The following is a 14,374-nucleotide window of genomic DNA, read 5'->3' as shown; positions in this document are numbered from 1 at the left end:
GTCTGCAGACGTGTCGGGCTTAATATTTCCTTGTTCCAATGCTCTCCGGAGCCGGGCTTGGTACATCGCTTGACGGGTGTGATCATCTCGCGTCAGATGAACCCGAAGTCTTGCTGCCCTCGCCCACCTGAACCCTGGTTCAGGATGCGGGTCCGGCACACCATCTGCAGACACCTTTTCCCGCCACGGCCCCCTGCACCAGTTGCACGGGGCCGTTGCTTTTTGCCGCAGTACCTTCCTTCCTGACTTGCCCGTGAACCTCGCCGCACTGCTCGACCCCCTGCTCATCGCCGAACTCGCCGCGCTCGGCCTGGGCACCGGTTTCCTCGCGGGCCTGCTGGGCATCGGCGGCGGCATGCTGATGGTGCCGTTCATCACGATCATCATGGGCCAGCGCAGCGTGCCGGCCGACCTGGCGGTGAAGATGGCCATCGCCACCTCGATGGCCACGATCATCTTCACCTCGGTGTCGAGCGTGCGCGCGCACCACAAGCGCGGCGCGGTGCGCTGGGACATCGTGAAGCGGCTGTCGCCCGGCATCGTCATCGGCAGCCTCGTGGGCAGCCTGGGCGTGTTCGCGCTGCTCAAGGGCACGGCGCTGGCCATCTTCTTCGCTCTGTTCGTGGGCTTCTCGGCCACGCAGATGTTCCTCGACAAGAAGCCCAAGCCGACGCGGCAGATGCCGGGCACGGGCGGCCAGCTCGCGGCCGGCGGCGTCATCGGCTTCATCTCGGGCCTGGTGGGCGCGGGTGGCGGCTTCATCAGCGTGCCGTTCATGGCGTGGCGCAACGTGGCCATTCACAACGCGGTGGCGACCAGCGCGGCGCTGGGCTTTCCGATCGCGGTGGCGAACGTGCTGGGCTACGTCATTGCAGGCCATTCGGTCGCGGGCTTGCCGGCCGGCTCCTTCGGCTACATCTGGCTGCCCGCGCTGGCGGTGATTGCCGCGTGCAGCGTGTTCACCGCACCGCTGGGCGCCAAGGCAGCGCACAGCCTGCCGGTGAAGAAGCTCAAGCGCGTGTTCGCGACCATCCTGTACCTGCTGGCGGCGTACATGCTCTGGAAGGGCCTGCACGGTTGATGCGGGCCTGAACCGGCACGCCCCGCAGCGGCCTCCAAGGCCCTTCGGCAGAAGGTGCGACTCGTTGCGGCCCCACGGGGCGCGCCGTATAACGAACGCATGAAAATCCTCATCGCCGTCGACGGCAGCGCCTTCACGCAGAAGGCCCTGGCCTACCTCTTCACCCACCGCGCCATGTTCGTGGACGGTCACGAACTCGTGGTGGTGCACGTGTGCACCGGCATCTCGGGCAATGTCACGCGACACCTCAGCAAGGACCTGGTCACCAGCTACTACGCCGAGGAAAGCGCCAAGGTGCTCGACCCGGTGAAGGCGCTCCTGGCCGAGAAGGGCGTGGGCAACTACACCGTCGATTCGCGCCACGGCCATGTGGCCGAAGAAATTCTGAAAGCGGCCACCGAGGCGCAGGCTGGCCTGATCGTGCTGGGCACGCACGGCCACGGCCTGCTCGGACGTGCGCTGATGGGCTCGGTGGCGACCAAGGTGATCTCGGAGACGGACAGGACGGTGCTGCTGGTGCAGTAGCAAGCGCAGCCGGCTTGCAGCTGGCGTGCGCCCCGCTACTGCACCCGCTGCTGCCGCCATTCGCGCGGCGAGCAGCCGAAGCGTTCGCGAAACGCGCGGCTGAAATGCGCCGCGTCGTTGAAGCCGCGGCCATAGGCAATTTCGGCCACCGGCCGCCCCGCCAGGCGCGGCTCCAGCAGGTCGCGGCTGCACGCCTCCAGCCTGCGCTCCCAGATGTACTGCGACGGCGTGAGCGGCTCGCTCTTGAACACGCGGTGGATGTGGCTCACCGACACCCCCAGTTCCGCCGCCAGCGTGCCCACCGATAGCATCGGGTCGGCCAGTTGCTCGTCGATGCGCCGCTTCACCCGCGCCAGGTGGTACGCCGTGAGGTTGCTGAGGGCCGGCGCGCGCGCCGCGGGCAGCGTCTGCAGTCCCGCCACCAGGATGTTCTGCACGCCGTTGGCCACCGCCAGCGCCGAGGCGGGCTGCAGCGTGTCGATGTCTTCGCGCAGCGTGCGGATCATGCCCAGCAGCAGGTGCCCCGCCCCTTCGCGGCCCGACACGGTGGTGGCCGTCAGCGCCTCGGTGTCGCGCAGTTCGCTGCGCAGGCGGTCGCCGGGCAGCTTGAGCACGATCTGCTCGAACGCCTCTTCGAACAGCAGCTCGTAGGGCCGCGTGCTGTCGTACAGCGCGAAGTCGCCGGCCGACAGCACCGCGTCGCGCCCGTCCTGGCGCACCACGCCCTGGCCGCGCGCCTGGATGCTCACCAGGAAGTAGTCGTCGCTCGAATGCGCGATGTGCCCCGGCGTGCGCATCACCCGCTGCGGACCCGAGGTGACGACCGACATGTCGAGGCTGGGCAGCGTGTGCTGGCGGATGCTGCCCTCGAAGTTGCCGATGTCGCCGTCTTGCACGGCGTCGCACTCGAGCTGCACGTACACGTTGCAGATCATGTCGGTCCAGTAGGCGAGCCGCTGGTCGCGCGAGACGGCGTCGGTGCTGAGCAGCTGGGTCATCGGAATTCCTCGAAGGGCGGTGAAGGGCCTGCCGGAGGCCAGGAACAGGGCATGCAACGCTGGGACAAGAACGCCGCCAATCCGGGTCAAGGCGTTCCGGCGGCGCGAATCTACGCTTCAAGCAACCCGCATGCCACAGCGCAAACCCGGTGCGCACGGCGGGCGCCTCGTTACGTCCCTTGCTCTTTCATTGCACTTTCATCGCATCTGGAGAACCACCATGCCGACCACCGTCCACCCCAAGCTGCGCGTCGCCGCCGTGCAGGCCGCCCCCGTGTTCCTCGACCTCGACGCCACCATCGACAAGACCATCGAGCTGATGGCGCAGGCCGCGAAACAGGGCGTGCAGCTCATCGCCTTTCCCGAGACCTGGGTGCCGGGCTACCCGTGGTGGATCTGGCTCGACTCGCCGGCCTGGGGCATGCAGTTCGTGCAGCGCTACCACGACAACGCGATGGTCATCGGCTCGCCCGAGTTCGACCGGCTGAAGGCCGCGGCGCGCAAGCACAAGATCTGGCTGTCGCTCGGCTTCAGCGAGAAGGCCGCGGGCAGCCTCTACATTGCGCAGGCGCTGATCGACGACCACGGCAACACCGTGCAGACGCGCCGCAAGCTCAAGCCCACGCACGTGGAGCGCACCGTGTTCGGCGAAGGCGACGGCGCCGACCTGCACGTGGTGCAGACACCCATCGGCAACATCGGCTCGCTGTGCTGCTGGGAGCACCTGCAGCCGCTGAGCAAGTACGCGATGTACTCGCAGAACGAGCAGATCCATTGCGGCGCATGGCCCAGCTTCTCGCTGTACCGCGGCGCGGCCTACGCGCTGGGCCACGAGGTCAACAACGCGGCCAGCCAGGTGTATGCGGCCGAGGGCAGCTGCTTCGTGCTCGCGCCCTGCGCCACCGTGTCCAAGGCCATGAGCGAGCTGATGTGCACCGACGCCGGCAAGCAGCAGATGCTGGGCACGGGCGGCGGCTACGCGCGCATCTACGCGCCCGACGGCTCGCCGCTGGGCACGCCGCTGGCCGAGGACGAGGAAGGCCTGGTCATCGCCGACATCGACCTCGGCATGATCTCGCTGGCCAAAGCGGCCGCCGACCCGAGCGGCCACTACTCGCGCCCCGACGTCACCCAGTTGCTGCTGAACAAGACGCGACGCACCCCCGTGGTGGTGCAGCTCACGCCGGAGCCCGAGGCCAGCGTGCCCGAGCCTGTTTCGGCTTGATCGGCCCGATCGCCACCCCCCAAGGAGCCGCGCCATGGAATCCGCCATTGCAGACCACCTGAAGTGCCCGCGCACGCGACACCGCCGCGTGGAAGACGACTACACGCCGCCCTACCCCGTGTGGTCGGCGCGCGCGCCCACCGCGTTGACGCAGGTGGTGATGGGCTACTTCGGCGTGCAGTCGCGCGGCGCCGACATGCAGGGCCGCGCCTGCGCCGCGCTGATGAAGATCGCCCGCGACTTCGCGCTGCCCGACGGCCCGGGCCACCACGACCTGACGCACTACGTCGATGCAGATGGATACGACAACATGGTCGCCATCGCCTACTGGCGCGACGCCGCGGCGTACGCACGCTGGTGCGCCACGCCCGAAGTCGATGGCTGGTGGCGTTCTGAAGAGCGGCTGTCCGAAGGCCTGGGCTACTTCCGCGAAGTGGCGTCGCCGCGCGTCGAGCGCTTCGAGACCATGTTCAACACGCCCGACCGCTTCGAGGGCGTCGGCGTGGTGATGGGCGAGCTCAGCGGCGAGTTGCAGGAGCACGGCTACTGGGGGTCGATGCGCGACCGCATTCCGCTGTCGCAGACCGATGCGATGGCACCTTCGGGCTCGCGCGCCGTCATCGAGGGGATGGCGGGCGCGCCGGCATTGGGACAGCGCGTGTGCGTGGCGGGCCACGAGAACATCGCGATGATCCGCTCCGGCCAGGAGTGGACCGACACCACCGGCCAGGAACGCACGCTGTACCTGGACGACATGGAGCCGGTGCTGCGCGAGGGCATGGACTTCCTGCGCGACCAGGGGTTGGGCATCGGCTGCTACAGCAACCGCTACATGCACCACCTCGACGCGCACGGCGCACGGTTGCAGAAGTCCTTCGGCCTGAGCTATTGGCGCTCGCTGGCCGACATGGAGCGCTGGGCCGAGTCGCACCCCACGCACGTCGCCATCTTCGGCAGCTTCATGCGCTACGTGCAGGCGCTGAACTTTCAGCTGCAGCTGCGCGTGTACCACGAGGTGTCGGTGCTCAAGGCCGACGAGCAGAGCTACGAATACATCAACTGCCATGCGCGCAGCGGGTTGATGAACGGGCTCAGCGGGCTCGACGGAACAGCTCCCGCTGCGTAGCCGGCCTCAGCGGGAGAAAAGCCCCTTGTGCTCCGCACGCAGCAGCGCCTTCTGCACCTTGCCCATGGTGTTGCGCGGCAGCTCGGGCACCACGAAGCAGCGCTTGGGAATCTTGAAGTTCGCGAGCTTGGACTTCAGGTCGGCCACGATGGCTTCGGCGTCGAGCGCCGCACCCGCCTTCGCAATGACGATCGCCACGCCCACCTCGCCGAAGTCGGGGTGCGGCACGCCGACCACCGCGCTCTCGGCCACGCCGGACATCTCGTTGATGTAGCCCTCGATCTCGGCCGGGTACACGTTGTAGCCGCCGCTGATGATCAGGTCCTTGCTGCGCCCGACGATGGTGATGTAGCCCATGCCGTCGATCTTGCCGACGTCGCCGGTCTTGAAGAAGCCGTCGGCGGTGAACTCTTCCTTCGTCTTCTCGGGCATGCGCCAGTAGCCCGCGAACACGTTGAGGCCGCTGACCTCGATGTTGCCGATCTCGTCGGTGGTGCAGTCGCGCCCGCTGTCCTCGCGCACGCGCAGTTGCACGCCCGGCAGCGCAAAGCCAACGGTGCCACCGCGTCGCTCGCCCTGTTCGGGCCGGTAAGGGTTGGACGTGAGCATGGCCGTCTCGCTCATGCCATAGCGCTCCAGGATGGTGTGGCCGGTGCGCTCGCGCCATTCGTCGAAGGTCTCGATGAGCAAGGGCGCCGAACCCGCGATGAACAGCCGCATGTTGCGCACCGCATTGCGCGTGAGGCCGGGCTCGGCCAGCAGCCGCACGTACAGCGTGGGCACGCCCATGAACACGGTGGCATCGGACATCTTCTGCACGATGCGCTTGGGGTCGAACTTGGAGAACCACAGCATCTTGCTGCCGTTGAGCAGCGCCCCGTGCAGCGCCACGAACAGGCCGTGCACGTGGAAGATGGGCAGTGCGTGGATCAGCACGTCGCCTTCGGTCCAGCCCCAGTAGTCCTTCAGCACCTGCGCGTTCGACAGCAGGTTGGCGTGCGTGAGCATCGCGCCCTTGCTGCGCCCGGTGGTGCCGCTGGTGTACAGGATGGCGGCCATGTCGTCGGCCTTGCGCTCGGACACGGCGTGCCGGTCGCTGCACTGCGCGGCCACTTCGAGCAGCGTGCCGGTGCGGTCGTCGTCCAGCGTGAACACGTGCCGGGTGCCCGCCGCGTTGGCGATGGGCCCGACCCACGGCGCGTTGCGGCTGGTGCACACGACCACGGCCGGCTCGGCGTTGCCGATGAAGTACTCGATCTCGGCGCTCTGATAGGCGGTGTTCAGCGGCAGAAACACGTAGCCCGCACGCAGCGTGGCGAGGTACAGCAGCATCGCCTCGACCGATTTCTCGACCTGCACCGCGATGCGCGCGCCCTTCTCGAGCTGGAGCGCTTCGAACAGGTTGGCGATCATGGCGCTGGCGCGTTCGACGTCGCGCCACGAATAGAACAGGCCGCTCTCGGTTTCGACGGCAATGCCGTCGAGGTCGGCGGGAAAAGCCGCGCGCAGGGCGGCGAACAGGTTGGCGTTGGCGGTTTTCTTCATCGCTTCTTCTGTGAACAGGACTTTCAGAAATTCGGGGTGCGCTTGGCAAGGAAGGCGGCAATGCCCTCGCGGTGCTCGGCGGAGTCGGCGTAGTCGTAGGCGGTGGCCAGCAGGCTGTGGGCCGTGGGCGCGCCGGCCCTCAAGGCAGCGAATGTCTTCTTGTGCAGTCGCGCGGTCTGCGGAGCGAGCCCCGCGATGCGCTGTGCATGCGCCTGCACGGCGGCAGCCACTTCGTCGTCGGGCAGCACCGTCAGCAGGAAGCCCGCGTCGTACAGGCGCTGCGCGCCGTGCACGCCGGCGGCCAGCAGCATGTCGCGTGCGAGCACGTCGCCGATGGCGCCGTGCACCAGCGCGGCTTCGCGCGGCGCCATCGGGAAGCCCAGCTTGGCGATGGGCGCGCCGAATTTCGCGGTCGCACCGGCCAGGCGGATGTCGCAGCAGCTCGCGATCTCGATGCCCGCGCCCATGCAGGCGCCCTCGATCTGCGCAACCAGCGGCAGCGGGCAGTCGAGCAGCGCCTGCAGCGCGGCCCACACCTCGTTCTCGTGAAACTCGCGCAGGCTGGGCTCTTCGAAACGGAACGACGGGTATTCAGAAATGTCGCCGCCCGCGCAGAAGGCACCGCCCTCGCCGCGCACCACGACGCAGCGCAAATCCGCGTCGTCGTTGCGCAGGCCGTCGAACACCGCACGCAGCTCGCGCCACATGGGGCGCGTCATGGCATTGAGGCGCCCCGCGTTCGACAGCGTGACGATGGCGACGGCACCTTCCCGGCGCAACGAGATGCGGCTGCCGAGCGTCATTCGATCTTCGCGCCCGAGGCCTTCACCACCGTGGCCCAGCGCTTGATTTCGGCGCTCACGAAACTGCCGTAGGCAGGGCCGGTGAGCGTCGGGATTTCGGAGCCGTTCTGGGCCCAGATGTTCTTGATGTCGTCGGCCGCAAGAATCTTCTTCATCTCGTCGACGATCTGCGGCTGCACCTCGGCCGGCGTGCGCCTGGGCGCCCACAGGCCGTACCAGGTGGTCACGGTGTAGTCGGGCAGGCCGACCTCGGCGGCGCACGGCACGTCGGGAAAGGCCGGGTTGCGCTTGGCACCGGCCACCATCAGCGCCTTGATGCGGCCGCTCTTGATGTACTGGGCCGAGGAGCCCAGGCCGTCGAACATCAGGTCGACGTTGCCGGAGATCAGGTCGGCCAGCGCCGGGCCCGCGCCGCGGTAGGGAATGTGGGTGATGAAGGTGCCGGTCTGCAGCTTGAACAGTTCGCCCGCCAGGTGGTGCGAAGTGCCCGCGCCTGCCGAGCCGTAGTTCAGCTTGCCGGGGTTGGCCTTGGCCAGCGCGATGAATTCCTTGATGGTCGTGGCCTGCACGCGGCGCGGGTTGACCACCACCACCTGCGGCACGTTGGCCAGCAGCATCAGCGGCACGAAGTCTTTCTCGATGTCGTAATCGAGCCGGGGGTAGACCGACGGCGCAATGGCGTGGTGCACCGCGCCCATGAACAGCGAGTAGCCGTCGGCGGGCGCCTTCGCGGCAATGCTCGCCCCCAGCGTGCCGCCCGCGCCGCCGCGGTTGTCGATGATGAGCGACTGGTTCGTCAGCCGCGAGAACTGGCCCGACAGCGGCCGCGCGAAGGCGTCGGTGCCGCCGCCGGCCGGAAACGGCACGACCATGGTCACCGGCTTGCTCGGCCAGCTTTGCTGGGCGCGCGCGGCGCCGCTCAGAACGGCCGCACCGGCGGCGGCCACGCGCAAGACGTCGCGGCGTTGAAAACCTGGGTTCATTTGTCTCATCTCCTGTCGTTGTGGATTTTGCCGCCCCGTGCGGCTCTCTCTGGTTCGACCGCCGGCGTGCTCTCGCGCTGTTGCCGGCTTGCGAATGCCATCAGCCTTTCTTGAAGTACAGGCTTTCGATGTCTCCCGATACAGCGACCTTGCCGTCGGCCAGCCAGGTGCGGTGCTTGTCCAGGCGCTTGAGGTCGTAGAGGTAGTTGACCATGAGCCCGTAAGACTGCTTGTGCCCCTTGGGCGACGGGTCGCCGGCCCAGTTCAGGCGCTCCACGCGGGCGCCGTTGCCCAGGTGGAAGCGCGCGACCGGGTCGGCCGGCGTGCCGTCGACCAGCGCCCGGCCGAGGTACTCGGCGGCGGCCTGCATCAGCCACTGGCGCAGCGGCGACTTGGTGTCGAAGGTGGCGGCCGCGTCCACGGCCGCGAGCAGGCGCTCGGCCGTGGGCGGCAGCGAGCCGATGAGGCGGCCGATTTCGGCCTCGCGCTTCTCGTCCAGGCGCGACAGCAGCTCGGCGGCATTCTTCGCGAGCCAGGTGCGAAAACCCGGAATCGGCGACAGCGTGGCAAAGCTCTTGAGGCGCGGCAACTCGTCCTGCAGCGTCTCGACCACGCGCTTGATGAGCGAGTCGCCGAAGCTCACGCCGCGCAGGCCGTTCTGCGTGTTGCTGATCGAATAGAAGATCGCGGTGGTGGCCTTGGCGGGCAGCACCGGCACGGCGGCTTCGTCGAGCAGCGGTGTGATGCCCTCGCTGATGCGGTCGACCAGCGCCACCTCCACGAAGATGAGCGGCTCGTTGGGCAGGCGCGGATGAAAGAAGCCGTAGCAGCGGCGGTCGCTGTCGTCGAGCCGGTTCTTCACGTCGGACCAGCTCTTGATGTCGTGAACCGCCTCGTAGCGGATGAGCTTCTCGATGAGCGAGGCCGGCGAATCCCAGTCGATGCGGCGCAGTTCGAGAAAGGCGACGTCGAACCAGGTGGAAAAAAGATGCTCCAGTTCGGCGTCCAGCGAGAGCAGGCGCTTGTCGGCCTTCAGGTTGGGCAGCAGGTCGGCGCGCAGGTCGACCAGGAAGCGCATGCCCTCGGGCTCGACCGCGAAGCGCTGCAGCAGTCGCATGCGCGGCGACACCAGCGCGCGGCGCAGGCGCAGCTCGGCCTGGCCTTCGTCGGGCGTGCCGACGGCGCCCTGGTGCTGGTCGCGGGCGGTCTTGAGCTTTTGTGCGTCGGCGGCGAAATGCTCGCTCATCAAGGCCCAGTGGTCGCGGCGCTCCTCGACCGGGGCGGCGCGGTAGGCCTGGGCGATGGCGTGGGCCCGCCGGCCCCCTTCGACCTCGCTCACGCGCGGGTCGATCACGGCCTGCAGCTCGGCCAGCACGCGGCGCAAGGCGCGCGGCGACAGGGCCTCGTCGGCCTTGCGCAGGGTGACCTGCAGGCGCTCGGCGGTGGAGCGGGCGCTGGGCTTGGGCGCACTCTTCGGTGCGCCCTTCGGTGCGCTCTTTGCGGTGGTTTCGGGCGCAACAGGCACCTTGGCGTTGTCGCCCGAACGCAGCCGCGCCTGGAACCATTCGGTCGCACTCATCGGGACACTCCCATGTTGGCGGGGGCCGTCACGGCATCACCCTGGATTTCTGTTGGCGCATGACTTCGCGCAGCGCCTCGCGCTGGCGCGTCATGTGCGTGCGCATGGCGGCATCGGCGCCTTCGCTGTCGCGCGCCTTGAGCGCCGCGAACACGGCCAGGTGCTCCGACAGGCTCTGGTCGAGCCGCCCCGGCGCATGCAGCTGCTGCAGCCGCGCGAGCTTCAATATCTTTCGCAGGTCGCCGATCACCTGGGCCAGCCACTTGTTGTCGGCCAGCTGGATGATCGCCTCGTGAATGATGTGGTTGGTGGCGTAGTAGTCGTTGATGCGCCGCGCCTTGGCATGGCGCACCAGCCGCTCGTGCAGCGCGTCGAGCTCGTGCAGTTCGGCGTCGCTGGCGTTGCGGGCCGCCTCGTAGGCGCAGCGGCCTTCGAGCAGCGCGATGACGGGAAAGATCTCGTCGAGGTCGCGCTCGGTCACCTCGTTGACGAAGCAGCCGCGGCGCGGCTCGTGCCGCAGCAGGCCTTCGGCGGTGAGCACCTTGAGCGCCTCGCGCAGGGGGGTGCGCGAGATGGACAGGCGCTCGCACAGGGTTGCCTCGTCCACGAAGCTGCCGGGTGCCAGGGTGCCGGCGAAGATCTGCTCGCGCAGCGTGGCGGCGACTTCGTCGTGCAGGGAGTTGGGGACCAGGCGCATGGGGGGGCATCGCGGTGGGAATCGCGTAATTTCCTGTAATTACGCATAATTCTGAGCCTGCATCCCCTTGCGCGCAAGGCCCGCGCACCCCGTGCGCGGCTAGGATTTACCCTGCGAACTTACGAATCAAGCGCGCGCGGTGCTTGTCCTGGCGGCCGCGCGGCCGAACCAGAACCACAGTGCGATGCCGGCAACGACCATCGGCACGCTGAGCCACTGCCCCTGGCTCAGGCTGAGCGCGCGCAGGCCGAGAAAGTCGTCGGGCTCGCGGAAGTACTCGGCCACGAAACGCAGCACGCCGTAGCCGATGAGGAACACCGCAGCCACCTGCCCTTGCTTGCGCTCCTTGCGCGCGTAGAGCCACATCACCGCGAAGAGCAGCAGCCCTTCGAGCAGGAACTGGTAGACCTGCGACGGATGGCGCGGCAGCATCGAGCCGCTTTGGGGGAACGCCATGCCCCAGGGCAGATCGGGGCTGCTGAAACGGCCCCAGAGTTCGCCGTTGATGAAGTTGCCCACGCGGCCCGCCGCAAGCCCGGTCGGCACGCAGGGCGCGACGAAATCCATCACCTGCCAGAACGGCCGCGCACGCGAATGCGAGAACCAGACCATGGCGCCGATCACGCCGAGCAGCCCGCCGTGGAAGCTCATGCCCCCTTGCCACACATAGAGAATTTCGAGCGGATGCGTGAGGTAGAACTCGGGCTTGTAGAACAGGCAATAGCCCAGCCGGCCGCCGACGATCACGCCCATCACGCCGAGAAAAAGAATGTCCTCGATGTCCTTGCGCTGCCATGCGCCCGCGCCGACCAGCGAGCGGTACGGCTCATGGCGCAGCCGGCGTGTGCCGAGAAAGTAGAACAGCGCGAAGGCTGCCAGGTAGGTCAGGCCGTACCAGTGAATGGCCACCGGCCCGAGCTGCAGGGCGATGGGGTTGATCTGCGGATACATGAGCATGCGGGGATTGTGCCCGCCCCGGATGTCGCGACCGGGACGGGGACATTCCGGCGGCGCCACCTGGCGGGCTCAGCGGGCGGGCGCCTTGTTGTCTTCGCGGCCGCGCTCGCGCACGAAGGCCACGAAGCGCGCGAGCGCCGGGTTGGCGGCTTCCTCCGGCCACACCAGGCTGGTCTCGCAGGCCGGCAGCACCGGCGGGCTGCGGCGCCGCCCGGCCGGCGCGAACGCGTCGGCGCGGCGGTACACCACACCCGCGCGGCGGAACTGCGTGACGCTCTCGGGCACCCACGCCACGCCGATGCCGCCCGAGACGAGGTTGACGATGGTCTGCATCTGGATGGCCTCCTGTCCGAGCAACGGTGTGCGGCCGGCGGCGTGGTAGAGGCCGAAGATCGCGTCGTGCAGCGAGGGCACGATGCGGCGCGGAAAGATCACCAGCGGCTCGGCCAGCACGTCGGCCAGCCGCAGCGCCGGGGCGCGCGCCAGCGCATGCTGCTCGGGCAGCGCGAGCACCAGCGGCTCCTGCGACACGGCCAGGCGCGCGAGCCCCGGTGGCGCGGCGCCCGGCGAATGCAGCATCAGGCCGGCATCGATCTCGCCGCGCGCGAAGGCCTCGAGCTGCACGTCGCCGGTGGCCTCGACCAGCTCGAGCGCCACCTCCGGGCACAGCACGCGGAATTCGCGCACCCAGGCCGGCAACTGCTCGAAGCCGACGGTGGAGACGAAAGCGATGCGCACGCGCCCCACCTGCCCTGCCGCCGCCGCGCGCGCCCGGGCGGGCAACGCCTGTGCGCGCGCAATCAGTTCGCGCACGTCGGGCAGCAGCGCCTCGCCCGCGGGCGTGAGCGCCACGCGCCTTCGGGTGCGGTCGAACAGCACCACGCCCAGCGTCTTCTCCAGTTGGGCAATGGCCTGCGTCACAGGCGGCTGCGTCATGTGCAGCCGCAGCGCGGCGCGGCCGAAGTGCAGCTCCTCGGCCACGGCGACGAACTGCCGCCAGGCGCGCAGGTCGATCAGGACTTCATTCATATGCCGAGCATATCAATCCATGCTGAAAAATGGATTGGAACCAATCAATCAGAAGTCCGATACTTGGGCTCCCCTCGATCTCCCCACGACACAAGAGCCACCCATGGACACCAAGCCAATCCAGATCAATCGCCGCAGCGCCAACATCGTCGAAGGCAAGAGCCGCGCGCCCAACCGCTCCATGTTCTACGCCATGGGCTACCAGGAAAGCGACTTCAAGAAGCCGATGGTCGGCGTGGCCAACGGCCACAGCACCATCACGCCGTGCAACTCGGGCCTGCAGAAGCTGGCCGACGCGGCCATCGAGGGCATCGAGGAAGCCGGCGGCAACGCGCAGGTGTTCGGCACCCCCACCATTTCCGACGGCATGGCCATGGGCACCGAAGGCATGAAGTATTCGCTGGTGAGCCGCGAAGTCATTTCCGACTGCATCGAGACCTGCGTCGGCGGCCAGTGGATGGACGGCGTGCTGGTGGTCGGCGGCTGCGACAAGAACATGCCCGGCGGCCTGATGGGCATGCTGCGCGCCAACGTGCCGGCCATCTACGTGTACGGCGGCACCATCCTGCCGGGCCGCTACAAGGGACAAGACCTGAACATCGTGAGCGTGTTCGAAGCGGTCGGCCAGAACGCCGCCGGCAACATGAGCGACGAAGACCTGCTGGAGATCGAAAAGCGCGCCATTCCCGGCACCGGCTCCTGCGGCGGCATGTACACGGCCAACACCATGTCCAGCGCGTTCGAGGCGCTGGGCATCTCGCTGCCCTACTCGTCCACCATGGCGAACCCGCACGACGAAAAAGCCAACTCGGCCAAGGAATCGGCCAAGGTGCTGATCGAGGCGATCAAGAAAGACCTGAAGCCGCGCGACATCGTGACCAAGAAGGCCATCGAGAACGCCGTGGCCGTCATCATGGCCACGGGCGGCTCGACCAACGCGGTGCTGCACTTTTTGGCCATCGCGCACGCGGCCGAGGTCGAGTGGACCATCGACGACTTCGAGCGCATGCGCAAGAAGGTGCCGGTGCTGTGCGACCTGAAGCCTTCGGGCAAGTACCTGGCGGTCGACCTGCACCAGGCCGGCGGCATTCCGCAGGTGATGAAGGTGCTGCTGAAGGCCGGCCTGCTGCACGGCGACTGCATCACCATCAGCGGCCAGACCATCGAAGAAGTGTTGAAGGACGTGCCCGACGTGCCGCGCGCCGACCAGGACGTGATTCGCGGCATCGACAAGCCCATGTACGCCGAAGGCCACCTGGCCATCCTGAAGGGCAACCTGTCGCCCGAAGGCGCGGTCGCCAAGATCACCGGCCTGAAGAACCCGGTCATCACCGGACCGGCGCGCGTGTTCGACGACGAGCAATCGGCGCTGCAGGCCATCCTGGCCGGCAAGATCGTGGCCGGCGACGTGATGGTGCTGCGCTACCTCGGCCCCAAGGGCGGCCCGGGCATGCCGGAAATGCTGGCGCCCACGGGTGCGTTGATCGGCGCGGGCCTGGGCGAAAGCGTGGGCCTGATCACCGACGGACGTTTCTCGGGCGGTACCTGGGGCATGGTGGTGGGCCACGTGGCGCCTGAAGCGGCCGCTGGCGGCACCATCGCGTTCGTGAACGAAGGCGACTCGATCACCATCGACGCGCACAAGCTGGTGCTGGAACTCAATGTGCCCGACGCCGAGATCGCCAGGCGCCGCGAGGGCTGGAAGGCCCCTGCCCCGCGCTACACGCGCGGCGTGCAGGCCAAGTTCGCGTTCAATGCCTCGAGCGCGAGCACGGGCGCGGTGCTCGACAAGTTCTGATCAGGTGAAAGCCGGGGCGGCCGGTGGC

Annotated in this window: 13 protein-coding genes; 5 read left to right on the top strand and 8 right to left on the bottom strand. The window is 68.1% G+C overall.

What is annotated here, in order from left to right:
- The first annotated feature begins 253 nt into the window (after positions 1-253).
- Both ACSFA5_RS10605 and ACSFA5_RS10600 read left to right on the top strand, forming a co-directional pair.
- Positions 254-1,081 (top strand): sulfite exporter TauE/SafE family protein, encoded by an 828-nt coding sequence (locus ACSFA5_RS10605; RefSeq protein ID WP_435443968.1) that lies wholly within the window; start codon positions 254-256, stop codon positions 1,079-1,081.
- A 99-nt stretch (positions 1,082-1,180) separates the two neighbouring features.
- Positions 1,181-1,606: a universal stress protein gene (locus ACSFA5_RS10600; RefSeq protein ID WP_435443967.1), complete on the top strand. Its 426-nt coding sequence runs from the start codon at positions 1,181-1,183 to the stop codon at positions 1,604-1,606.
- Positions 1,607-1,641: 35 nt separating this feature from the next.
- On the opposite strand, the gene ACSFA5_RS10595 is transcribed toward ACSFA5_RS10600, so the two are convergent.
- On the bottom strand, positions 1,642-2,604 hold the full coding sequence (locus ACSFA5_RS10595) for an AraC-like ligand-binding domain-containing protein (protein WP_435443966.1): 963 nt from the start codon (positions 2,602-2,604) through the stop codon (positions 1,642-1,644).
- Positions 2,605-2,824: 220 nt separating this feature from the next.
- Here ACSFA5_RS10595 and ACSFA5_RS10590 point away from each other — a divergent pair, with 220 nt between their 5' ends.
- Together ACSFA5_RS10590 and ACSFA5_RS10585 are read left to right on the top strand one after the other, a co-directional pair.
- Positions 2,825-3,829: a carbon-nitrogen hydrolase family protein gene (locus tag ACSFA5_RS10590; RefSeq protein WP_435443965.1), complete on the top strand. Its 1,005-nt coding sequence runs from the start codon at positions 2,825-2,827 to the stop codon at positions 3,827-3,829.
- A gap of 34 nt (positions 3,830-3,863) precedes the next feature.
- Entirely contained in the window at positions 3,864-4,955 is a 1,092-nt protein-coding gene (locus ACSFA5_RS10585) for a phenylacetaldoxime dehydratase family protein (RefSeq protein WP_435443964.1), read from the top strand.
- 6 nt (positions 4,956-4,961) lie between these two features.
- On the opposite strand, the gene ACSFA5_RS10580 is transcribed toward ACSFA5_RS10585, so the two are convergent.
- The 7 genes from ACSFA5_RS10580 to ACSFA5_RS10550 form a co-directional block, all read right to left on the bottom strand.
- Positions 4,962-6,500, bottom strand: coding sequence for a malonate--CoA ligase (locus ACSFA5_RS10580; protein WP_435443963.1), 1,539 nt, complete (start codon positions 6,498-6,500; stop codon positions 4,962-4,964).
- 23 nt (positions 6,501-6,523) lie between these two features.
- A complete protein-coding gene (locus ACSFA5_RS10575) occupies positions 6,524-7,303 on the bottom strand; it encodes an enoyl-CoA hydratase/isomerase family protein (RefSeq protein ID WP_435443962.1) in 780 nt (259 codons plus the stop codon).
- Entirely contained in the window at positions 7,300-8,286 is a 987-nt protein-coding gene (locus tag ACSFA5_RS10570) for a Bug family tripartite tricarboxylate transporter substrate binding protein (protein ID WP_435443961.1), read from the bottom strand. Before ACSFA5_RS10570 ends, ACSFA5_RS10575 begins: the two co-directional genes overlap by 4 nt.
- Positions 8,287-8,386: 100 nt before the next feature.
- Entirely contained in the window at positions 8,387-9,865 is a 1,479-nt protein-coding gene (locus ACSFA5_RS10565; protein ID WP_435443960.1) for a malonyl-CoA decarboxylase, read from the bottom strand.
- 28 nt (positions 9,866-9,893) lie between these two features.
- Positions 9,894-10,562 carry a GntR family transcriptional regulator gene (locus tag ACSFA5_RS10560; protein WP_435443959.1) on the bottom strand — a complete coding sequence of 223 codons (669 nt, stop codon included), beginning with the start codon at positions 10,560-10,562 and terminating at the stop codon, positions 9,894-9,896.
- A 126-nt stretch (positions 10,563-10,688) separates the two neighbouring features.
- The gene (lgt, locus tag ACSFA5_RS10555) at positions 10,689-11,519 is read right to left on the bottom strand and encodes a prolipoprotein diacylglyceryl transferase (protein ID WP_435443958.1); all 831 of its coding nucleotides are present in this window, start codon (positions 11,517-11,519) and stop codon (positions 10,689-10,691) included.
- Positions 11,520-11,588: 69 nt separating this feature from the next.
- Positions 11,589-12,548: a LysR family transcriptional regulator gene (locus ACSFA5_RS10550; protein ID WP_435443957.1), complete on the bottom strand. Its 960-nt coding sequence runs from the start codon at positions 12,546-12,548 to the stop codon at positions 11,589-11,591.
- 103 nt (positions 12,549-12,651) lie between these two features.
- Here ACSFA5_RS10550 and ilvD point away from each other — a divergent pair, with 103 nt between their 5' ends.
- The gene (gene ilvD, locus ACSFA5_RS10545) at positions 12,652-14,346 is read left to right on the top strand and encodes a dihydroxy-acid dehydratase (protein WP_435443956.1); all 1,695 of its coding nucleotides are present in this window, start codon (positions 12,652-12,654) and stop codon (positions 14,344-14,346) included.
- Positions 14,347-14,374 lie beyond the last annotated feature (28 nt).

Origin of the sequence: Variovorax monticola (genome assembly GCF_051216855.1) — a bacterium.
Lineage (GTDB): Bacteria > Pseudomonadota > Gammaproteobacteria > Burkholderiales > Burkholderiaceae_C > Variovorax.
This window is presented reverse-complemented; position numbering and strand designations above follow the sequence as displayed.